A 22413-nucleotide genomic window follows, 5' to 3' on the forward strand; every position below is an offset into this window, starting at 1 on the left:
AGTACCCCATGTTGTTAGCGTTGGCGCAGTGGCTGCAAGGCTTGTCGCCTGAGTTCGGTTTTTTCCGGGTCTTTCAGTACCTGACGTTTCGTGCCGTGATGGCGGCCTTGACCGCATTGCTGATCGGACTGGCCGCTGGACCCGCGGTGATACGCCGCTTACGGGAACTCAAAATTGGCCAACCCATACGCGGCTATGGCATGGAAACCCACTTAAGCAAAAGTGGCACACCCACCATGGGTGGCGTGTTGATCTTGCTGGCCATCACGGTGTCCACCTTGCTATGGGCAGACTTGAGCAACCGGTTCATTTGGATTGTCTTGGTGGTCACCTTGGCGTCTGGTGCGATCGGCTGGGTGGATGACTGGCGTAAGGTGGTCAACAAGGACCCCGAAGGCATGCGTTCGCGCGAGAAGTATTTTTGGCAATCTGTGATTGGCCTGTTGGCGGCCCTGTACCTTGTGTTCAGTATCTCGGAAAGTTCCAACCTCAAGGTCATGGAACTCTTCATCAACTGGGTGGGGTCTGGTTTTGACGTGAACCTGCCTCCCAAAGCAGGCCTGTTGCTGCCCTTTATCAAAGAAGTGAGCTACCCCCTGGGGGTTTTGGGCTTTGTGATCCTGACGTATTTGGTCATTGTGGGTTCTAGCAATGCCGTGAATTTGACGGATGGGCTGGATGGCTTGGCCATCATGCCCGTGGTGATGGTGGGATCTGCGCTAGGTGTGTTTGCGTATGTCGCCGGCAGTTCGGTGTACTCCAAGTATCTGTTCTTCCCGCATATCCCGGGCGCAGGTGAGTTGTTGATCTTTTGCTCGGCCATGGCGGGTGCCGGTTTGGCTTTCTTGTGGTTCAACACCCACCCTGCGCAAGTGTTCATGGGGGATGTCGGTGCCTTGGCCTTAGGTGCTGCGCTGGGCACGATTGCTGTCATCGTCCGTCAAGAGATCGTTCTGGCCATCATGGGGGGCATCTTTGTAGCGGAAGCCTTGTCAGTGATGCTGCAAGTCATGTACTTCAAGTACACCCGCAAAAAATACGGCGAAGGCCGCCGTCTCCTGAAGATGGCGCCCTTGCACCACCACTTTGAAAAGTCCGGGTGGAAAGAAACCCAGGTGGTTGTGCGCTTCTGGATCATCACCATGCTCTTGTGTTTGGTGGGTCTTTCAACCCTGAAGCTGAGGTAAGCCGTGAACCAGCTGCAAGGGCAAAACGTTGTGATTCTTGGCCTTGGCGCATCGGGCTTGGCCATGGCCCGGTGGTGCGCACGTTTGGGGGCGCAAGTCACAGTGGCTGACACACGCGAAGCGCCCCCACAGTTGCCTGTGTTGCGCGAACTTTTGCCCCACGTGCGCTTTGTGTCCGGACCGTTTGACGCCGCCCTGGTCGTCGGCACTGAGATTCGTGCTGTATTCAAGAGCCCAGGACTATCGCCTCAAGAAACCTTGCCGGTCATGCAGGCTGCCACTGAAGCTGGCTTGTGGATTGGCGGTGAGTTGAGCCTCTTTCAGCAAGCCCTGCTTCAGTTGAAGGAAGACAAGCAGTACGCGCCAAAGGTCTTGGCAATTACAGGTACCAACGGCAAGACGACGGTGACTTCCTTGACCCGCCATTTGCTGGCTTGGGCAGGCAAGTCTGTGGCTATGGCCGGCAATATTGGCCCGACCTTGTTGGACACCTTGGCGCAAGCGATGGATGCTGATCAGTTGCCTGACGTATGGGTGCTGGAGCTTTCTAGCTTTCAACTCGATATTGACGCCAAGTTCGAGCCTACCGCCGCCGCAGTGCTCAACGTCAGCCAAGACCATTTGGACTGGCACGGAAGCCTTGCTGCGTATGCCGCAGCCAAAGCACGCATTTTTGGACGTGATGGACTGATGGTGTTGAACCGAGAAGATCCCTTGGTCATGGCCATGTTGCCGGAGCCGGTGCGCGTCAAGCTGCAGCGTCCCGTGGAGCGGGCGTATCAGACCTTTGGCACTGACATGCCACGCAGGCCCGGAGACTTCGGTTTGGAAGAAGTCAATGGCATGGCGTGGCTGGTGCGCGCCTTGGAGTCGGATGAAACGCGCAAGAAGCGCAAAGACGATGAAGAAGAGCTGCATATTCAACGCCTGATGCCTGCAGACGCCTTGCGCATACGCGGGCGCCACAACGCCAGCAATGCGTTGGCTGCCCTGGCGCTGTGCGGCGCTGCGGGATGCGCGCTGGCACCTATTTTGTTTGGCTTGCGTGAGTACCACGGAGAGCCACACCGTGTGGAGCCGATTGGCATCATCCATGGTGTCGAGTTTTTTGACGACAGCAAGGGCACCAATGTCGGCGCCACCGCCGCAGCACTGCGAGGCCTCGGCGAGGAACGCAAGCTGGTCGTGATACTGGGTGGAGAGGGCAAGGGCCAAGACTTCTCCCCCTTGGCTGCGCCGCTTGAGCGTTACGCGCGCGCTGTGGTGTTGATTGGTCGCGATGCGCCATTGATTCGTGCAGCACTCGGCAATGTGGGTCTGCCCATGCAGGATGCCGCGACCATGGAGGCCGCAGTGGCTATCGCCAACCAACGTGCCCACGCAGGCGATGCCGTGTTGATGTCACCCGCTTGCGCAAGCTTTGACATGTTTGACAACTATGAGCACCGGGCCCAAGTGTTTTGCGCAGCGGTGAAAGACTTGGCTTTGGACGCTGGGGTTGACATGGAGAGCCTTGCATGAGCCTGTCTGTGCAGTCCTTGTCCGCGTGGTTCACCAGCAAATGGGCGCCTGCAGCCGCAGCCTTGCCTGTGCGCCTGGGTGCCCGAGGGACTCTGACTGCACCTAGCGCATCTGACAGCGCGCGGGGTGTGGACCAAACCCTGATCTGGGTGGTTGTAGCCCTCTTGCTTTGGGGCATTGTGATGGTGTACTCCGCATCCATTGCCATGCCAGATAACCCTAAGTTTTCCAATTACACCCATACGTATTTTTTGACCCGCCATGCCATTTCGATTGGGGTGGCCTTCGTTGCGGCGCTGATGGCTTTCCAGGTGCCGGTGCAAACCTGGGAAAAAGTAGCTCCTTGGCTGCTGGTCGTGTCTTTGGTCTTACTCATTGTGGTGCTCATTCCCTTCATCGGTAAGGGGGTCAACGGAGCCCGCCGCTGGATCTCGCTTGGGGTACTGAACTTTCAGCCTTCAGAGCTTGCCAAGTTTGCTGTGCTTTTGTATGCCTCGGACTACATGGTCCGCAAAATGGAAGTCAAAGAGCGGTTCTTCCGTGCGGTGATGCCCATGGCCATTGCCGTCGCGGTGGTCGGGCTTTTGCTCCTGGCCGAGCCCGATATGGGCGGCTTCATGGTCATTGCCGTGATCGCCATGGGCATCTTGTTCTTGGGTGGTGTCAATGCTCGGATGTTCTTCTTGATTGGAGCCATTTTGGTCATTGCCTTCAGCCTCATGATCGCCATGAGCGAGTGGCGCCGGGACCGTATCTTTGCGTACCTCGATCCATGGAACGACAAATACGCATTGGGCAAGGGTTACCAACTGTCTCACTCCCTGATTGCGATTGGCCGGGGTGAGGTGTTTGGCGTGGGCCTTGGCGGCAGTATCGAGAAGCTGCACTGGTTGCCCGAAGCACACACCGACTTCCTGCTAGCCGTTATCGGTGAAGAGTTTGGGCTTGTGGGGGTCGTGTTCGTGATCGGCCTGTTCCTATGGCTGACCCGACGCATCATGCACATCGGGCGTCAAGCGATTGCCCTGGACCGGGTGTTTGCCGGTTTGGTGGCGCAAGGCGTGGGCATTTGGATGGGATTTCAATCCTTCATCAACATGGGAGTGAACCTAGGCGCTTTGCCTACCAAAGGTCTGACGCTTCCGCTGATGAGTTACGGCGGGTCGGCCATTTTGATTAACCTGGTCGCCATTGCCGTTGTTTTACGCATTGATTACGAGAACCGACAGCTCATGCATGGAGGTCGCGTATGAGCACCAAGATACCGTGCGCACTGGTCATGGCGGGCGGCACTGGGGGGCACATCTTCCCCGGGTTGGCCGTAGCCAAAGCCTTGCGCGATAAGGGCTGGCGCGTGCACTGGTTGGGTGCTCCCAACAGCATGGAAAGCCGATTGGTGCCGCCCCAGGGCTTCACGTTGGAAACGGTGGACTTTTCCGGCGTTCGCGGCAAGGGTGTAAAGACCTTGCTCATGCTGCCGATTCGCTTGCTGCGTGCCTTCACACAAAGCGTTCAAGTGCTGCAACGGGTGCGGCCTGACGTGGTCATTGGTCTGGGTGGCTATATCTCATTGCCGGGTGGACTGATGGCGGTGGCTATGGGTAAGCCTTTGGTTTTGCATGAGCAAAACTCCATCGCCGGCTTGTCGAACAAAGTACTGGCGCGCCTGGCTAAGCGGGTTTTCGCAGCCTTTCCGGGCACCATGGCCCAAGCCCAATGGGTGGGCAACCCCCTGCGCAGCGAGTTTTTGCTTCAAGCCCAACCCCAAGTCCGGTTTGCCGGTCGCAGTGGCCCGCTTCGGGTACTCGTGGTGGGTGGCAGTTTGGGGGCGCGCGCGCTGAACACCGTGGTACCACAAGCATTGGCATTGATCCCCGCTGCCGCACGCCCCGTCGTTATTCACCAAAGCGGCGAAAAGCAACTGGAAGAACTGCGTGCCAACTACGCCAATGCGGGTGTGGAAGCTGAATTGACCCCGTTTATTGACAACACTGCAGAGGCATTCGCCGCCGCCGACTTGGTGATCTGCCGCGCAGGCGCGAGTACGGTGACCGAGTTGGCTGCCGTGGGGGCTGCTGCTCTCTTTGTACCGTTTCCGTCCGCTGTGGATGACCACCAAACGCATAACGCGCGCTTCTTGGTCGCCCAAGGTGCGGGTCAGCTTATGCCGCAGCCCGAGTTCACTCCAGAGGTGTTGGCACACATGCTACAAACAACAGAGCGCTCTGTGCTTGTCCAATGGGCGCTGCAGGCCAAAACACTTGAAAAAACGGCTGCAACCACTGCGGTGGTTGCAGCCTGCGAGGAACTCGCTTTATGAAACACGCAATCAAACATATTCATTTTGTCGGAATCGGCGGCGCTGGTATGTCCGGCATTGCCGAAGTGCTGCAAAACCAGGGCTATGCCATCTCCGGTTCAGACTTGTCAGACAGTGCTACCTTGCGCCGCCTGGCGAGCCTGGGCATGACCACCTATGTAGGCCATGCCGCTGCGCATGTGGCCCATGCTGACGCGGTGGTCACATCGACCGCAGTGCAATCCGACAACCCAGAGGTGCTACGGGCACGGGAGTTGCGCATTCCGGTAGTGCCTCGGGCCGTGATGCTCGCAGAGTTGATGCGCCTGAAGCAAGGCATCGCCATCGCGGGGACCCACGGGAAAACCACCACGACCAGTTTGGTTGCCAGTGTCTTGGGTGAGGCGGGGCTGGACCCAACCTTCGTGATTGGCGGGCGCCTCAATAGTGCTGGTGCCAATGCGCGCTTGGGCAGCGGAGATCACATTGTGGTCGAGGCCGATGAATCGGATGCGTCCTTCCTGAACCTCTTGCCTGTGATGGCGGTGGTTACCAATATTGACGCCGACCATATGGAAACCTATGGCCACGACTTTGGTCGCTTAAAGAAAGCCTTCGTCGATTTTCTCCACCGCATGCCCTTTTATGGCACCGCTATTTTGTGCACCGATGACGCCGCTGTGCGGGACATCGTGGACCAAGTGACCTGCCCCATCACCAGCTACGGCTTCAACGAAGATGCGCAGGTGCGCGCCATCAACGTGCGGGCGGTAGGCGGCCAAATGCACTTCACGGTGCAGCGGCGCAATGGCGTGGTTCTGCCCGACCTCGATATCGAGTTGAACCTTCCGGGCATGCACAACGTGCTTAACGCGCTATCCGCAATTGCGATCGCTGTCGAACTCAATGTGCCAGATGCGGCCGTTCAAAAGGCCTTGCGTGAGTTCAAAGGTGTCGGACGTCGTTTCCAGCGCTATGGCGACCTCGCGTTGCCAAAGGGCGGTCATGTCACCGTGATTGAAGACTATGGCCATCATCCCGTCGAAGTAGCCGCCACGCTGGCGGCTGCACGCGGAGCGTATCCCGGTAGGCGTTTGGTACTGGCATTTCAGCCGCACCGATACACCCGCACCCGCGACTGTTTCGATGACTTTGTGAAGGTCATCGGCATCGCTGATTCCGTGCTGCTGTCAGAGGTGTACGCCGCCGGTGAGGCGCCTATCGTGGCGGCTGACGGACGTGCTTTAGCCCGCGCCTTGCGTGTGGCTGGCAAGGTCGAGCCCATCTTTGTCGACGACATTGCGGCCATGGCCCAAGCGGCGATTGACAACGCGAAAGACGGAGACGTTTTGATGTGCATGGGCGCGGGCTCCATTGGGGCTGTCCCCGCTAAAATTGTGGATATGCTACATAAAACAGAGCTAGCTACGCAGGAAGGACGGGCGCAATGAGCCTAAATGCCCAAAAATTCGGGAAAGTTGCCGTACTGTTCGGTGGCGCCTCAGCCGAGCGCGAGGTGTCGCTCATGTCGGGCAATGGCGTGCTGGCTGCGCTGCGTTCCAAGGGCATCGATGCGCACCCATTTGATCCCGCAGAGCGGGACCTCAGTGACCTCAAGCGCGAGGGCTTCGCCCGATGCTTCATCGCCCTGCACGGACGGTTTGGTGAGGACGGTACGGTGCAAGGCGCGCTGGAGTTGCTGGGTATCCCTTACACCGGCTCTGGCGTCATGGCATCCAGCGTTGCGATGGACAAGGTCATGACCAAACGCATTTGGCTTGCCGAAGGCATTCCCACCCCACGCTACACCCTGCTGCATAAAGGTTCGTTTGAGCGTCGCGAGGTCATTGAAGTACCAGATACCTTGGGCTTGCCGGTCATCGTGAAGCCAGCGCGAGAAGGTTCGTCCATCGGCGTTACCAAAGTCATGGGTTACTCAGGGATGGCCAGTGCCGTGGAGGCTGCAGGCCAATTGGATGCCGACATCTTGTGCGAGGAGTTCATTGAAGGCGAGGAAGTAACCTGCCCCGTGCTGGGTACGGCAGATGGCGCACAGGCATTGCCTGTCATTCGCATTGTGGCGCCCGAGGGGCAGTACGACTATCAGAATAAGTACTTTACGGACACCACGCAGTACCTAGTTCCTTGCGGCTTGCCTGCGGGCGAAGAAGAAGCTATTCAGGCCTTGGTGCTCAAGGCCTACCGTGTTCTCGGGTGCCGCGGCTGGGGTCGCGTGGATGTCATGATCGACGGCAAGACACGCAAGCCCTACCTGTTGGAAATCAACACTTCGCCTGGTATGACGGGGCACTCTTTGGTACCCATGTCAGCCAAAGCGACGGGCTTGAGCTACGAAGACCTGTGCGTGCGCCTCTTAGAAAGCGCCACGACGGACGCGGGAGCTGCCTAATGGCCGATGCTGTGGTTGCCCCCTTGGACGTAAAGCTCATGAACTTGACCGCCTCGGTCTTGTTTGTGGCATTTGCGTTTCTGGGGGTGCTCACGGCGGCGCGTTGGGCGTCACGCCTGCCACTGTTTGACATTCGTTCCGTAGCGGTGGTGGGCGACGTCAGTCACAACAACGAAGTCACCCTGCGCGCCAACGTTGCGCCACGCATGCGCGGGACCTTCTTCTCGGTGGATTTGGATCGGGTGCGCGCAGCGTTTGAGGCAGCGCCATGGGTTCGTCAAGCCATCGTCCACCGGCAATTCCCCAACCGATTGCAGGTCGTCTTGCAGGAACACCAAGCGGTTGCCTACTGGGGCAGTGATGCAGAGTCCCGCCTCATCAATAGCTATGGTGAAGTGTTTGAAGCCAATCTGGGGGAGTTAGAGCAAGAAGGACTGCCGCGCTTGCTGGGTCCCGAAGGGCAAAGCGCAGAGGTACTGACCATGTACCGCGCGGTGGCGCCATTGTTTGCCCCCATGGATATGGTGATTGACCAGTTTGAGATGACTGCACGCGGCAGCTGGCGTGTGCGTTTGGAGACTGGGGCCAGCATCGAAATGGGACGGGGTGATGTCGCTGAGGTGGTGTCGCGCGTGCACCGATTCCTGAAGACCTTGACCCAGGTGACCTCCAAATATGGCCGCCAAGTGGCAGCCTTGGAAGCCGCGGATTTGCGCCACGACAACGGGTATGCGCTACGTTTGCGGGGCGTAAGCACCGTGGAAGTGGTCACCGCAGTGAAGAAATAGCACAGAAAGTTAGAGCAGGTAAGCATATGGCAAAAGAGTACAAAGATCTGGTAGTCGGGCTAGATATTGGCACCGCCAAAGTCATGGTGGTCGTGGCCGAAGTCATGCCCGGTGGCGAGCTCAAGCTAGCGGGGCTGGGCGTAGCGCCCAGCAATGGGATCAAGCGCGGTGTCGTGGTCAATATTGACGCCACAGTGCAGAGCATTCAGCAAGCCTTGAAAGAGGCTGAGCTCATGGCGGACTGCAAGATCACGCGGGTCTACACCGGCATTACCGGAAGCCATATTCGCGGCATTAACTCCAGCGGTATGGTGGCGATCAAAGACCGGGAGGTGACGGCCGCAGACGTAGCGCGTGTGGTCGAAACGGCCAAGGCGATCAATATCTCCACCGACCAGCGATTGCTGTTGGTAGAGCCGCAAGAGTTCATCATCGATGGCCAAGATGTGAAAGAGCCCATCGGCATGAGCGGCATACGCCTAGAGGCCAAAGTTCATATCGTGACGGGTGCCCAAAGCGCGGCAGAGAACATCATCAAGTGCGTGCGCCGCTGTGGTTTGGAAGTGGATCAGTTGATGCTGAATCCCTTGGCGTCCAGTTTGTCAGTGTTGACCCAAGACGAGCGTGAGTTGGGCGTGGCGCTGGTAGACATCGGTGCCGGTACTACTGACGTCGCCATATTCACCAATGGTGCCATTCGCCACACCGCGGTGATCCCGATTGCGGGTGACTTGATCACCAGCGACATCGCCATGGCCTTGCGTACACCCACCAAAGACGCGGAAGACATCAAGGTAGAGAGTGGCCACGCCAAGCAAATGCTGGTGGATCCCGACATCCAAGTGGAGGTGCCTGGCTTGGGTGACCGTGGCCCGCGCATGCTGAGCCGCCAAGCCTTGGCCGGGGTGATAGAGCCCCGTATTGAAGAAATCTACTCCTTGGTTAACCAAGTCATGCGCGACTCTGGTTACGAAGAAGTGCTTTCTTCCGGGATTGTGCTCACCGGCGGCAGCTGTGTGATGCCAGGCATGGTGGAGTTGGGCGAAGACATTTTTCTCAAGCCCGTGCGACGGGGTATTCCGAAGTACTCCAGTTCATTGGCCGACATGGTGGCGCAGCCCCGCGCTGCCACCGTAATGGGCTTGATGGAAGAAGCCCGCATGGCACGCATGCGTGGCTACAAGGTTGCTCAGAAAAATGGGTCCATGAAGACCGCTTTAGGCCAGATGAAAGACTGGTTTGTGGGGAACTTCTGACCATGAAACACCCTATTCACTTTGCCCGTGGAAGTCCCTATGGATTCGGTTCCATCGCGGACCCTCCTTCGTAATAAGGAGACCGCCTCATTGAACACTGACACAAGCGTTAAGTTAATCCAACCGTATACAGATCGAAATCAAAGGAGTCCACAAATGCCTATCGAATTATTTGAAGAAGAAGCGTTTAACCAAGGTACACAAATCAAGGTGATTGGTGTCGGTGGTGGCGGCGGAAACGCCGTTGAGCACATGATCCAGACAGCCGTGGGCGGCGTGGAGTTCATTTGCGCCAACACCGATGCACAGGCCCTGAGCCGCAGCAGCGCACACAAAACCATTCAGCTCGGCGCAAGCGGCTTGGGTGCTGGTAGCAAGCCTGACAAGGGACGTGATGCTGCGCAAGTGGCAGAAGCTGACATTCGCACCGCCATCGAAGGTGCCCACATGCTGTTCATCACGGCAGGTATGGGCGGCGGCACTGGTACGGGTGCTGCACCCGTGATTGCACGCATCGCAAAAGAAATGGGCATCTTGACCGTGGGCGTAGTAACCAAGCCTTTCGAGTTTGAAGGTGGCCGCCGCATGACCAATGCCGATGGCGGCCTCTCTGAACTAGAAGCCAACGTTGATTCTCTGATCGTGGTGTTGAACGAGAAGTTGCTTGAGGTACTGGGTGATGATGTGACCCAAGACCAAGCCTTCGCGCACGCCAATGACGTGCTGAAGAACGCCGTGGGTGGTATCGCCGAAATCATCAATGTGCCAGGCCACGTCAACGTCGACTTCGAAGACGTCCGCACGGTCATGGGTGAACCAGGCAAAGCCATGATGGGTACTGCATTGGCCAGCGGCCCAGACCGCGCCCGTATTGCCGCTGAGCAAGCGGTAGCGTGTCCACTGCTGGAAGGTATCGATCTCTCTGGCGCCAAAGGTGTGTTGGTCTTGATCACGGCCGCCAAGGGTTCGCTCAAACTGGCCGAGTCCAAACTGGCGATGAACACCATCCGTGCCTATGCATCGCCAGACGCACATGTGATCTACGGGACTGCGTATGACGACAGCCTGATGGATGACATCCGCGTCACCGTGGTGGCCACTGGCTTGAGCCGCCAAGGTATGCGCCGCACCGCGCCGCCTTTGCAAGTGCTGCGCACCGGCACGGACAATGTGCCGTTTAACGTGCCGACCCTCAACACCATGGCTAATCCTAGTGCTGCCCCTGCAATGGGCAACGGCATTGCGCAACCTGACTACGGCAGCATGGGTACTCCGGCTGTATGGAGAGGACGTACCTCGGCAGCGGCTCGGGTCGACGCTTTGTCCAACGGAGGCATGGATGATTACGAAATCCCTGCCTTTTTGCGCAAGCAAGCAGACTGATCCCTCTCCTGCTTGGCTCGCGAGGGAGTCAGGCTTGGCGCTAGCCTAGCTAGGGTTAGCGCCAAGCCGTTTGTAGGCCCATAAAGGGCACAATGCGTGCCCTTGGCCGCATACTTTTACAATACCCTAGTGCTAAAACAACGAACTCTCAAGTCTTTAACCCGTGCCGTGGGTGTCGGCCTGCATAGTGGCAAGCGTGTGGAGATAACGCTGCGCCCGGCAGCGCCTGATACAGGCATTGTGTTTCGCCGGATAGATTTACCAGAGCCTGTCGATATTCCAGTGTCAGCGCTGGGCGTTACGGAGACCCAACTGGCGACTACGTTGTCGGTCGGCGCTGTGAAAGTGCTGACGGTTGAGCACTTGATGTCCGCGTGCTCAGGCTTGGGCATTGACAATATGTATGTCGATGTCAGCGATGAAGAAATCCCGATTCTGGATGGTTCGGCTGCTTCGTTTGTCTTTTTGCTGCAAAGCGCAGGCATTGAGCTGCAAAACGCCGCTCGCAAGTTCATTCGCATCAACCGTCTGATAGAGGTTCGCGAGGGCGAGGGGGCCAATGAGAAGTGGGCGAGGTTTGAGCCATACCACGGCTACAAGCTGCGCTTTGAGATTGTGTTTAACCATCCTGCAGTCGATGGCAGCGGCTCGGTCGTGGAATTCGATCTGAGCAAGGACTCCTATACCAAGGACATCGCACGCGCTCGCACGTTTGGCTTCACCAAAGACGTGGAAGCCATGCGAGCCAAAGGTCTTGCTATGGGGGGAGGCTTGGACAATGCCATCGTGATGGACGAATACAAAGTCCTCAACTCGGATGGCTTACGTTACGACGATGAGTTTGCAAAACACAAAATTTTGGATGCCATGGGTGACCTTTACGTCATAGGCAAGCCCTTATTGGCCAGCTACAGTGCGTTTCGTTCCGGCCATGCCATCAATAACAGACTATTGCGTGAGTTAGTTGCGCATCCCGATGCGTGGGACGTCGTAACGTTCGAAGATGAAAAGCGTGCGCCGAGTGGTTTTTCCAAGCTCGCTAACGCTTGGTAAGTACTAGGCAAAAACCATCCCACCATGCTGCTCTTTCGTTGGACTATGCTGATGCTCCTGCTAGGTGCGGGAGTATGTTTTGCTCTGTACATTGCCACCGGCCAAGAGCGCTTTAAGCGGTTTGGCCAAAAAACCTTGAAGTGGACCATGCTGGCTGCATTTGGTTTTTTTTGCGTACTGGTCTTGGAGCGAGTAGCTTAGACAGGTCGAGGTGCCTAGGTCGGACTGCATGGTCCCTGCCTTCCGTTAGCTAAGACTAAACTCACGGTCTCGCCCATCCCTTTTTTTGAATAAAGTCCATGACTATGCATCCCGTTCAGTCCGTCCGCATATCGCTGGCAGAGCGAAGCTATGACATCTCCATCGGAACGGATTTGCTAAGTGCCACTGACCAGTTTGCGGACTTGCCAAAGGCAAGCGCCGCATTAATCGTCAGCAATGAAACAGTCGCACCTTTGTACTTGAGCCGCTTGCAGGCTACGTTAAGCCTAAGCTATCGACAGGTTCACACAGTGGTCTTGCCGGACGGGGAGGCCTACAAGCATCTCGATACCCTCAACACAATTTTTGACGCCTTGTTGGCGCACCATTGCGACCGTAAGACTACGCTTTTTGCACTCGGCGGGGGGGTGGTCGGGGATATGACCGGGTTTGCCGCTGCCTGCTATATGCGGGGGGTGCCGTTTGTTCAAGTTCCAACGACGCTGTTGGCCCAAGTGGATTCGTCCGTAGGTGGAAAGACCGGCATTAACCATGTGATGGGCAAAAACATGATCGGCGCCTTCTATCAGCCGTTGAAGGTCATTTGTGATTTGGGCACGCTTCAGACATTGCCTGTACGTGAGCTCAGTGCGGGTCTGGCTGAAGTGATTAAGTACGGCCCCATTGCAGATATGGAGTTCTTTGTCTGGATTGAAGATAACTTGGACCGACTGCTTTCGCGGGACGCTAGTGCCTTGGCCCATGCGGTAAAGCGCAGCTGCGAGATCAAAGCATGGGTGGTCGGTCAAGATGAGCGTGAGGCTGGGCTGCGCGCCATCCTTAACTTTGGTCATACGTTTGGACACGCTATTGAAGCAGGTCTTGGCTATGGCCAATGGCTGCACGGTGAAGCGGTGGGCTGTGGCATGGTCATGGCTGCCGAGTTGTCCCATCGCCTTGGCGGCATTGATGCAGATTTTTTGGCGCGTATTCGGACCTTGGTCGCCCGCGCAGGTCTGCCTGTGACTGCACCTATCTTGGATTCGACCAACAACGTGGCGCGCTACATGGATTTGATGCGGGTAGACAAGAAGGCCGAAGCTGGCGAGATTAAGTTTGTCGTGATCCAGAAGCCCGGTGTTGCCGCGGTTCAAGGCGCCCCGGATGCGTTGGTGCACGCGGTGATCCAAGCGGCCTGCGCCTGATGGCATCCCAGCTTGAGTCCTAGCTTTTTCTCTTGGCTTTGCGTCCGAAGGTCTCCACCATGAGTCTCGCCGTTTACGCGTCTGATCCATCGAAGACAAGAGGCCGCAAGTACCCAGAATCTGCTGCACCCACCAGAACTGAGTATCAGCGTGACCGGGATCGCATCGTGCATTCCACCGCTTTCAGGCGTTTGGTCTACAAAACCCAAGTGTTCCTCAACCACGAGGGAGATTTGTTTCGCACCCGTTTGACGCATTCACTTGAAGTGGCTCAACTTGGCCGATCCATCGCTCGGACCTTGTGCCTCAATGAAGATATGGTGGAGGCCATTGCACTCGCCCATGACCTTGGCCACACGCCATTTGGTCACGCTGGGCAAGACGCTCTGAATGAGTGTATGCAGGCGGCGGGAGGGTTCGAACACAACCTACAAAGCTTGCGCGTAGTGGATGTGCTTGAGCAGCGGTATCCAGCTTTCAACGGCTTGAACCTGTGCTTTGAAACCCGCGCTGGTATTTTGAAACACTGCTCACGCGCCAACGCACTATTGCTGGAAGCCCAAGAGCACCGCTATGTCGACAGCGGAGGAGGAGTTGCAGCGCGATTTTTGACCCGAACGCAGCCCAGTTTAGAGGCGCAACTGTGCAATTTGGCCGACGCTATTGCCTATAACGCGCACGATATGGACGACGGTGTGCGCTCAGGCTTGTTGACTGTCGATCAATTGTCTGAAGTGCCGGTGTTTAAGCGCTTTCACCAGCAAGTATTGGCTTCACACCCCCACCTGGCCAAGGCCTCGGAAGCACGTCGACTTTTGTACGAGGTCATTCGCTGCATGCTGAGCGCTCAGGTATATGACGTGATCGAGACCACAAAGAATCGTTTGCTCACCGCGCAGCCACGCTCAAGTGAAGAAGTGGGCGCCTTGCCACCCTTGGTAGCATTCAGTGAGGCCATGTCTAGGGAGGCAGGGGAGATGAAGTCATTTCTTTTTGCAAAGCTGTATCGCCATACCAATGTGGTCAATCAGATGACATTGGCCAAACAAGTGATACGTGACTTGTTTGCTGCCTATACGGGGAGCCCTCAGGAGATGCTCAAAAAGGAAGGCGACACATTGGTTGCCGAAGAAGGCCGCGATGCCGCGCATGTGGGCAATGGGGACCCACGCGCAGTGGCCGATTACATCGCCGGCATGACCGACCGTTTTGCACTGAAGGAGCACGAACGTATGACGGGGCAAAAGCTATTTTCGGCTTAGCAGTTTGTACGATGCTGTCTTACACCGTGGCCGTGCGTTTTGCTTTGCGAGCGATGCGCTCTGCATCGCATGTTGAAACCTAAACTGGAAATACCATGCAAAGCTCGGACATAGCAGAAAGAGCGATCCAAGACACGGTTCGCTGGATAGAGAAGGCTGTCATTGGACTCAACTTATGCCCGTTTGCTAAAAGCGTGCACGTCAAGGGCCAGATCCACTACGCAGTGAGTGCCGCTCTGACTCCCGAAGAGCTATTGCAGGACTTGGAGAGTGAGCTTGGACAGCTCCGTGCCCTTGATGCGAAAGCGCGGGACACTACACTTTTGATAGCGGTTTCCTGTCTGTCCGACTTCTACGAATACAATGCCTTCCTAGAGCGAGCGGATCGGTTGCTAGTAAGGCTTGATGCGCAAGACGACTTCCAGATTGCGTCCATGCACCCGCAGTACCAGTTTGCGGGCACATCACCTGACGACATCACCAACTACACCAATCGGTCGCCGTACCCCACCTTGCACTTGCTTCGAGAGTCCAGTATTGACCGCGCTGTGCAGGCATTTCCGGATGCGTCCGCTATTTTTGAAACCAATATGGAAACGATGACTGCGTTGGGCTTAGAGGGCTGGCAGGGCCTGGATGTGGGGCCACATCCAGTAATATCATGAAACAAAAGCTTCTTACCAAAAACAACCAGCGCTCCACTCCATTGAGTGCCGCGACTGCGCTAGCGGTGCCCCCGGAAATTCGTCCCGGGCAGTCCATTGAACTGCTCAAAGAGTTGCACATTCTGACGAGGGAAGGCAAGCTAAACCAAGACTCGCGCCGCAAGCTCAAACAGGTGTATCACCTGTACCAGTTCATTGAAAAATTGCTGCTCGAACTGGTTTCCTCAGGCGAGGGTGGCGCGCGTGGACTTACCTTGGCTGACCATGGGGCAGGGAAGTCTTACCTAGGCTTCATCTTGTACGACTTGTTTTTCAAGGCGCAAACCACTGGGACTTCGCTCGGTCATATCTATGGAATAGAAACGCGTTCTGAGTTGGTTGAGCGATCAAAGGCGTTGGCTGAGCGCCTAGGCTTTAGCCGCATGTCTTTCTTGAATATATCTGTGGCGCAGGCCACCATTGCAAGCGATCTGCCTGCAAGCATGGACGTCGTTACTGCACTGCACGCATGTGACAGCGCAACCGACGACGCGATTGCGTTTGGCTTTGAAAAGCAAGCCAAGTACATGGTGCTGGTGCCGTGTTGCCAGGCAGAAGTTGCCCGGCATCTGACCCAGAGCAAAGCGCTTTCATTGGCCCGCACGCCCTTGGCTGAACTCTGGCGGCACCCCTTGCACACGCGTGAAATGGGGAGTCAGCTTACCAACGTGCTGCGTTGTCTGTATTTGGAGGCCCGTGGCTACCAAGTCACGGTGACCGAGTTGGTCGGTTGGGAGCACAGCATGAAAAATGAGCTCATCATCGCCCGCCACATCGGTAAGCCCAATGTCAAGGCCGCGACTCGGCTACGTGAACTTCTGCAGCAGTTCGGGATCACAGAGATGCTTCATACACGCTTTACACTGCCACCCGACAATCTGGGTGGCGTCTGACAACGCTTTAGGGACTTGATGCGTTAAGCATGGATGTGGTTGTTTTTTAATTTGGAGATCGAAATGGGTTCAGTCATTAAGCTGGTGTGCGCTTCTGCGTTAGTAGGGCTCTTGGCCGCTTGCGCAAGCAGCAGTCCAGACGTCATTAAGCGCGGGGATACCCAGCGCATGGCCCAAGTGGAAGACGCTGTTGTGTTGTCCATTCGCACGGTGGTGGTCGATGGATCTCAAACCGGTGTCGGTGCGGCTGTAGGTGGAGTGGTGGGGGCGCTAGGAGGTTATGGCGGTAGTGGCGTTCAACGCGAGGCCCAAGTGCTGGGCGTATTGGCTGGAGTCGCTGGTGCCGCGGCAGGCAACGCGATTGAACGGTTTGCGACCAAAGAAGACGCGATTGAAGTACTCGTGCAACTTAAAGGCGGCGATCGCAGGGCGATTGTTCAGGCCAAAGGTACCGAGCAGTTGGCTGCAGGTGACCCGGTCATCATCATCACCACCGGTGGCAAGGTCCGTGTCACCAAGGCTCCGAAGTAGCCTTTTGTTGAAGGCTGCAGTACGTCAATAGAGCTCGAATCGGCTTGTGGCGCGACTCGCTAGGCTCTCCGTCCCCGGGTGTTTGCACCATGTCTCTCAGCGTGGTAACAATGGGCAGCCCGTGTTTCGCAGTGACGTTGATTACGCCTTGTTCCTCAGCTTGCTGCGTGAACACGCGCAGAAGTTCAAGGTTGCAGTCCATGCCTTTTTACTCATGCCTGACCATTTCCAGCTGTTGCTCACACCCTCGGCTGAAGGGGCGCTATCGAGCATGATGCAAGCCATAGGACGAACCTATGTGCGCGTCTACAACAACAGCTATGGCCGTTCAGGCACTTTGTGGGAAGGGCGCTACAGAAGCACTGTATTGCAGCCTGAAACCCACTTGTTGCCGACCATGGTTCGAATGGATGCGTACCCAGCGCTGGTGGGCCTTGGCGATGAGGCCAGTCCCTATCCATGGTCTAGCCAAGCACACTACCTAGGCTTTGCAAACATCAGTTGGCTCACCAGCCACCCCACGGTTTGGGCACTTGGGAATACACCGTTTGCACGTGAGGCGCGCTATGCTGAGCTGAGCCAGTCTGCAGTTAGCACCAGTCAAGGACTGGATTTGATGGACACAGCGAAGCATGGCTGGGCTGTGGGCGATCAAGAATTTGTGGCTAGTCTGCAAAAGAAAACAGACCGAAGACTCCAAAAACTATCCCCAGGGCGTCCCACGAAATTAACTCCAAAGGCCTTGCAATAGGCCAAGGACTTTTCTTTATCTGGCCTTATTGCTCGCATCTTTGATGTGTCCCCATTTTTATACCAACAACCATACAAGCAATTAAAATTGTATCTGACCCCATTTATTTTGCTTTGAAATTCTGCTGCACTGCAGTATTCTTGACGTCCCTGTGAAATTAATGAGGAGTGCGCCATGACTACGGCAGCCGAGATCCAGCATTTGAACGCCAACGGTTTGTATTCCCAAGAACACGAGCATGACGCTTGTGGTGTGGGCTTTGTGGCCCATATTCGTGGAGAGAAAAGCCACAGCATCGTTAAAAACGCGCTGAAGATTCTTGAAAACTTGGATCACCGTGGCGCGGTAGGTGCTGACAAACTCATGGGCGACGGTGCCGGAATCTTGATTCAGCTGCCAGACGCCTTGTATCGGGAAGAAATGGCTGCGCAAGGCGTCGCTTTACCCCCATTGGGTGAGTACGGCGTGGGCATGATTTTCTTGCCTAAAGAGCACGCGTCCCGATTGGCATGCGAGCAAGAGATGGAGCGTGCCATCAAGGCGGAAGGCCAAGTGTTGCTGGGCTGGCGCGATGTGCCGGTCAACCGCGACATGCCGATGTCGCCCACCGTGCGGGAAAAAGAACCTATCTTGCGCCAAGTGTTCATTGGCCGCGGTAACGACGTCATTGTGCAAGATGCCTTGGAGCGCAAGCTGTACGTCATTCGCAAAACAGCCAGCGCCCACATCCAAGCCCTCGGCTTAACGCACTCCAAAGAGTACTATGTACCTAGCATGTCCAGCCGTACGGTGGTCTACAAAGGCCTGCTCTTGGCCGACCAGGTGGGCGTGTACTTCAAAGACTTAGAAGATGCGCGGTGCGTATCCGCTTTGGGCCTGGTGCACCAGCGTTTTTCTACCAATACATTTCCTGAATGGCCGCTTGCCCATCCGTATCGCTATGTAGCGCACAACGGTGAAATCAACACGGTCAAAGGCAACTACAACTGGATGAAGGCCCGCGAAGGCGTTATGTCGTCGCCGGTCTTGGGTGAAGACCTGCAAAAGCTCTACCCTATTAGCTTTGCAGGCCAGTCCGACACAGCCACGTTCGATAACTGCCTTGAGTTGCTCACGATGGCCGGCTACCCCATCAGCCAGGCCGTCATGATGATGATCCCAGAGCCGTGGGAGCAACACACCACAATGGACCAGCGTCGCAAGGCTTTCTATGAATACCACGCCGCCATGATGGAGCCATGGGACGGCCCTGCATCGATCGTGTTTACCGATGGTCGCCAAATTGGCGCCACCTTGGATCGCAACGGCTTGCGCCCCTCTCGCTACTGCATTACCGATGACGACTTAGTGATCATGGGCTCCGAGTCAGGTGTATTGCCCGTTCCAGAAAACAAAATCGTCCGCAAGTGGCGCTTGCAGCCAGGCAAGATGTTCCTGATCGATCTTGAGCAGGGGCGGATGATTGACGACGAGGAGCTCAAGGCCAACTTGGCCAACAGCAAGCCGTATAAGCAGTGGATCGAGAATTTGCGCATCAAGCTCGATGATGTGTGCTTTGCGGAACGTCGCGCAAGCACAGCATTGTCACAGGTGGTCGCGGGTGTCGAGCCTAAACGCGTGACCGACAAAGTATCGTTGCTGGACCGCCAACAGGCCTTCGGGTTTACCCAAGAGGACCTTAAATTCCTCATCGCCCCCATGGCAAGTGCGGGGGAGGAAGCCATTGGCTCCATGGGCAATGACAGTCCGCTGGCAGTTCTCTCTGACAAAAATAAACCGCTGTACAGCTATTTCAAGCAACTGTTCGCACAGGTTACCAATCCGCCCATCGACCCGATCCGAGAAGCGATCGTGATGTCTTTGGTGTCCTTTATTGGGCCTAAGCCCAATCTCTTGGACATCAACCAAGTCAACCCGCCCATGCGCTTGGAAGTTTCGCAGCCTGTGCTGGACTTTGCAGATATGGCCAAGCTGCGCGACATAGAAAAGCACACGCAAGGTAAGTTCCGCAGCTATACCTTGGACATCACCTATCCCTTGACATGGGGGCATGAAGGCGTAGAAGCCAAACTGGCCTCACTGTGCGCAGAGGCGGTCGATGCCATCAAGGGTGGCAAGAACATTTTGATTATCAGTGACCGCAACGTCACCTCTAGCCAAGTTGCTATTCCAGCGCTGTTGGCTTTGTCTGCCATCCACCAGCACCTTGTGCGTGAAGGCTTGCGCACTACTGCCGGCTTGGTAGTCGAAACGGGTACCGCCCGCGAAGTTCACCACTTTGCAGTGCTCGCAGGGTACGGCGCAGAAGCGGTTCACCCTTACTTGGCAATGGAAACCTTGGTCAGCATCCACAAAGACCTGCCTGGCGATCTGAGCGCAGACAAGGCAATCTACAACTACATCAAGGCGGTTGGCAAGGGCTTGTCCAAAATCATGTCCAAGATGGGTGTGAGCACCTATATGAGTTACTGTGGTGCACAGCTGTTTGAGGCGATTGGCCTATCAAGCGCAACAGTGTCCAAGTATTTCACAGGCACACCCAGCCGCGTGGAAGGCATTGGCGTCTTCGCAATCGCCGAAGAATCCATTCGCATGCACAAAGCAGCTTTTGGTTCTGACCCCGTGTTGGCCAATGCCTTGGATGCGGGCGGCGAATACGCCTGGCGTGTGCGTGGGGAAGAGCATATGTGGACCCCTGACGCCATTGCCAAGTTGCAGCATTCGACACGCGCGAACAACTGGAATACCTACAAAGAGTACGCGCAGATCATCAACGACCAAAGCAAGCGCCACCTCACGCTGCGCGGCTTGTTCGAGTTCAAGATTGACCCAGCCAAAGCCATCTCCGTAGACGAAGTAGAGGCTGCAAAAGAAATCGTAAAGCGGTTTGCTACAGGCGCTATGTCCTTGGGCTCTATCTCGACCGAAGCGCACGCAACCCTCGCCGTCGCGATGAACCGCATTGGTGGCAAGAGCAACACGGGAGAAGGCGGCGAAGACCCCGCACGCTACCGCCAGGAGCTCAAGGGTATCCCAATCAAACAAGGCCAAACCATGGCCGACATCATTGGCCATGATGTTGTGGAAGTGGACATCCCACTTGAAACAACAGACTCATTGCGTTCCCGGATCAAGCAAGTGGCATCCGGACGTTTTGGTGTGACCGCAGAGTACCTCAGCAGCGCCGATCAGATCCAGATCAAGATGGCCCAGGGCGCTAAGCCCGGCGAAGGCGGCCAACTGCCCGGTGGCAAAGTGTCTGATTACATTGGCCGCTTGCGCCACTCGGTGCCTGGGGTCGGCCTGATATCTCCCCCGCCGCACCATGACATCTACTCTATTGAGGACTTGGCGCAGCTCATTCACGACCTGAAGAATGTGGCGCCGCACGCCAGCATCAGCGTGAAGCTGGTGTCCGAAATTGGCGTGGGCACTATTGCGGCAGGCGTTGCAAAGTGCAAGAGCGACCATGTGGTGATTGCAGGGCATGATGGCGGCACAGGTGCCTCCCCCTGGTCCTCCATCAAGCACGCAGGCAGTCCTTGGGAAATCGGCTTGGCCGAAACCCAGCAGACGCTGGTGCTGAACCGTTTGCGTAGCCGTATCCGCGTGCAAGCCGACGGCCAGATGAAGACGGGCCGTGACGTTGCCATTGGCGCACTCTTGGGGGCAGACGAATTTGGCTTTGCGACGGCGCCACTGGTGGTTGAAGGGTGCATCATGATGCGCAAGTGCCACCTCAACACCTGCCCAGTGGGCGTTGCCACCCAAGACCCTGAGCTGCGCGCCAAGTTCTCTGGCAAGCCTGAGCATGTGGTGAACTACTTCTTCTTCATTGCCGAAGAAGTCCGCCAGATCATGGCGCAGTTGGGTATTCGCAAGTTCGACGACATGATTGGCCGTTCCGACTTATTGGATATGCGCAAAGGCATTGAGCATTGGAAAGCAACCGGCTTGGACTTCAGCCGTTTGTTTGCCCAACCTCAAGTGCCTGCAGATGTGCCACGCTTCCAAGTCGAGTTGCAAGACCACGGCTTAGAGAAAGCCTTGGACAATGTGCTGATTGCCAAGTCCCGCGCAGCGATCGACAAAGGCGAGAAAGTGCAGTTCATCGAGGTAGCGCGTAACGTGAACCGTTCTGTGGGTGCCATGCTGTCCGGCGCAGTGACCAAAGTTCACCCCGAAGGGCTGCCTGACGACACCATTCGCATTCAGCTAGAAGGTACCGGCGGCCAGTCCTTTGGTGCGTTCTTGACGCGCGGCATTACGCTCTATCTCATTGGTGACGCCAATGACTACACCGGTAAAGGCTTATCGGGCGGCCGCGTCGTAGTGCGCCCCAGTATCGACTTCCGTGGTGACGCCATTCGCAACACCATTGTGGGGAACACGGTGATGTATGGCGCAACCACCGGTGAAGCCTTCTTCAGCGGGGTGGGCGGCGAACGTTTTGCGGTGCGCTTGTCGGGTGCAACCGCGGTGGTGGAGGGTACGGGCGACCACGGCTGCGAATACATGACCGGCGGCACTGTGGCTGTTCTGGGTAAAACGGGGCGCAATTTCGCTGCAGGTATGAGTGGCGGTGTTGCCTATGTCTATGACGAAGATGGCCAATTCGCATCCCGCTGCAACACCGCCATGGTGAGCTTAGACAAGGTTTTGCCGGCAGCGGAACAAGAAGCCAGCGTATCTCCCGCGATCTGGCACCGTGGCCTAACCGATGAAGCGCAATTGCGCAAGCTGCTGGAAGAGCACAACCGCTGGACGGGCAGCAAGCGGGCGCGTGAACTATTGGACAACTGGGACGCAGCACGGGCCAAGTTCGTCAAAGTGTTCCCCAATGAGTACAAGCGCGCTTTGGGCGAGATTCATGCACGAAAAGAGGCTGTAGCGCTCACCAGTCGTGCGCAAGCCGCTACAAAAACAGAAGCAGCTCCGGCTAAGTAAGCCAGCGGCGTATTGCAATAAA

17 protein-coding genes are annotated in these 22413 nt (G+C 56.5%); all 17 read left to right on the forward strand.

Annotated features, from left to right (window positions below; translation table 11 throughout):
- The first annotated feature begins 8 nt into the window (after positions 1 to 8).
- On the forward strand, positions 9 to 1187 hold the full coding sequence (gene mraY / locus EXZ61_RS04645; RefSeq protein WP_142809488.1) for a phospho-N-acetylmuramoyl-pentapeptide-transferase: 1179 nt from the start codon (positions 9 to 11) through the stop codon (positions 1185 to 1187).
- Positions 1188 to 1190: 3 nt separating this feature from the next.
- Positions 1191 to 2708, forward strand: coding sequence for a UDP-N-acetylmuramoyl-L-alanine--D-glutamate ligase (gene murD, locus EXZ61_RS04650; RefSeq protein WP_142809490.1), 1518 nt, complete (start codon positions 1191 to 1193; stop codon positions 2706 to 2708).
- Positions 2705 to 3961: a putative lipid II flippase FtsW gene (gene ftsW, locus EXZ61_RS04655; protein ID WP_142809492.1), complete on the forward strand. Its 1257-nt coding sequence runs from the start codon at positions 2705 to 2707 to the stop codon at positions 3959 to 3961. The genes murD and ftsW overlap by 4 nt, the downstream gene beginning before the upstream one ends.
- Complete coding sequence (gene murG / locus EXZ61_RS04660; RefSeq protein ID WP_142809494.1) at positions 3958 to 5028, forward strand: undecaprenyldiphospho-muramoylpentapeptide beta-N-acetylglucosaminyltransferase; 1071 nt, start codon at positions 3958 to 3960, stop codon at positions 5026 to 5028. Before ftsW ends, murG begins: the two co-directional genes overlap by 4 nt.
- Positions 5025 to 6458 (forward strand): UDP-N-acetylmuramate--L-alanine ligase, encoded by a 1434-nt coding sequence (murC, locus tag EXZ61_RS04665; RefSeq protein ID WP_142809496.1) that lies wholly within the window; start codon positions 5025 to 5027, stop codon positions 6456 to 6458. Before murG ends, murC begins: the two co-directional genes overlap by 4 nt.
- Complete coding sequence (locus EXZ61_RS04670) at positions 6455 to 7417, forward strand: D-alanine--D-alanine ligase (protein WP_142809498.1); 963 nt, start codon at positions 6455 to 6457, stop codon at positions 7415 to 7417. The genes murC and EXZ61_RS04670 overlap by 4 nt, the downstream gene beginning before the upstream one ends.
- Complete coding sequence (locus EXZ61_RS04675) at positions 7417 to 8205, forward strand: cell division protein FtsQ/DivIB (RefSeq protein WP_142809500.1); 789 nt, start codon at positions 7417 to 7419, stop codon at positions 8203 to 8205. The genes EXZ61_RS04670 and EXZ61_RS04675 overlap by 1 nt, the downstream gene beginning before the upstream one ends.
- A 26-nt stretch (positions 8206 to 8231) precedes the next feature.
- Positions 8232 to 9461: a cell division protein FtsA gene (gene ftsA, locus EXZ61_RS04680; protein ID WP_142809502.1), complete on the forward strand. Its 1230-nt coding sequence runs from the start codon at positions 8232 to 8234 to the stop codon at positions 9459 to 9461.
- Positions 9462 to 9617: 156 nt separating this feature from the next.
- Positions 9618 to 10844 carry a cell division protein FtsZ gene (ftsZ, locus tag EXZ61_RS04685; protein WP_142809504.1) on the forward strand — a complete coding sequence of 409 codons (1227 nt, stop codon included), beginning with the start codon at positions 9618 to 9620 and terminating at the stop codon, positions 10842 to 10844.
- A 129-nt stretch (positions 10845 to 10973) separates the two neighbouring features.
- Positions 10974 to 11897: a UDP-3-O-acyl-N-acetylglucosamine deacetylase gene (lpxC, locus tag EXZ61_RS04690; RefSeq protein ID WP_142809506.1), complete on the forward strand. Its 924-nt coding sequence runs from the start codon at positions 10974 to 10976 to the stop codon at positions 11895 to 11897.
- A 299-nt stretch (positions 11898 to 12196) separates the two neighbouring features.
- Positions 12197 to 13303, forward strand: a complete 1107-nt coding sequence (gene aroB, locus EXZ61_RS04695; RefSeq protein ID WP_142809507.1) for a 3-dehydroquinate synthase — start codon at positions 12197 to 12199, stop codon at positions 13301 to 13303.
- A gap of 59 nt (positions 13304 to 13362) precedes the next feature.
- Positions 13363 to 14565, forward strand: a complete 1203-nt coding sequence (locus EXZ61_RS04700) for a deoxyguanosinetriphosphate triphosphohydrolase (RefSeq protein WP_142809509.1) — start codon at positions 13363 to 13365, stop codon at positions 14563 to 14565.
- Positions 14566 to 14660: 95 nt separating this feature from the next.
- Positions 14661 to 15230 carry a DUF1415 domain-containing protein gene (locus tag EXZ61_RS04705; RefSeq protein ID WP_142809511.1) on the forward strand — a complete coding sequence of 190 codons (570 nt, stop codon included), beginning with the start codon at positions 14661 to 14663 and terminating at the stop codon, positions 15228 to 15230.
- A complete protein-coding gene (locus EXZ61_RS04710; protein ID WP_142809513.1) occupies positions 15227 to 16162 on the forward strand; it encodes a class I SAM-dependent methyltransferase in 936 nt (311 codons plus the stop codon). Before EXZ61_RS04705 ends, EXZ61_RS04710 begins: the two co-directional genes overlap by 4 nt.
- 63 nt (positions 16163 to 16225) lie before the next feature.
- Positions 16226 to 16693 carry a hypothetical protein gene (locus EXZ61_RS04715; RefSeq protein ID WP_237219091.1) on the forward strand — a complete coding sequence of 156 codons (468 nt, stop codon included), beginning with the start codon at positions 16226 to 16228 and terminating at the stop codon, positions 16691 to 16693.
- A gap of 121 nt (positions 16694 to 16814) precedes the next feature.
- Positions 16815 to 17444: a transposase gene (locus EXZ61_RS04720; protein WP_425353608.1), complete on the forward strand. Its 630-nt coding sequence runs from the start codon at positions 16815 to 16817 to the stop codon at positions 17442 to 17444.
- 174 nt (positions 17445 to 17618) lie between these two features.
- Positions 17619 to 22391, forward strand: a complete 4773-nt coding sequence (locus tag EXZ61_RS04725; protein WP_142809517.1) for a glutamate synthase-related protein — start codon at positions 17619 to 17621, stop codon at positions 22389 to 22391.
- The last annotated feature ends 22 nt before the right edge of the window (positions 22392 to 22413 follow it).

Origin of the sequence: Rhodoferax aquaticus, from assembly GCF_006974105.1 — a bacterium.
In the GTDB taxonomy this organism is placed as follows: Bacteria; Pseudomonadota; Gammaproteobacteria; order Burkholderiales; family Burkholderiaceae_C; genus Allorhodoferax; species Allorhodoferax aquaticus_A.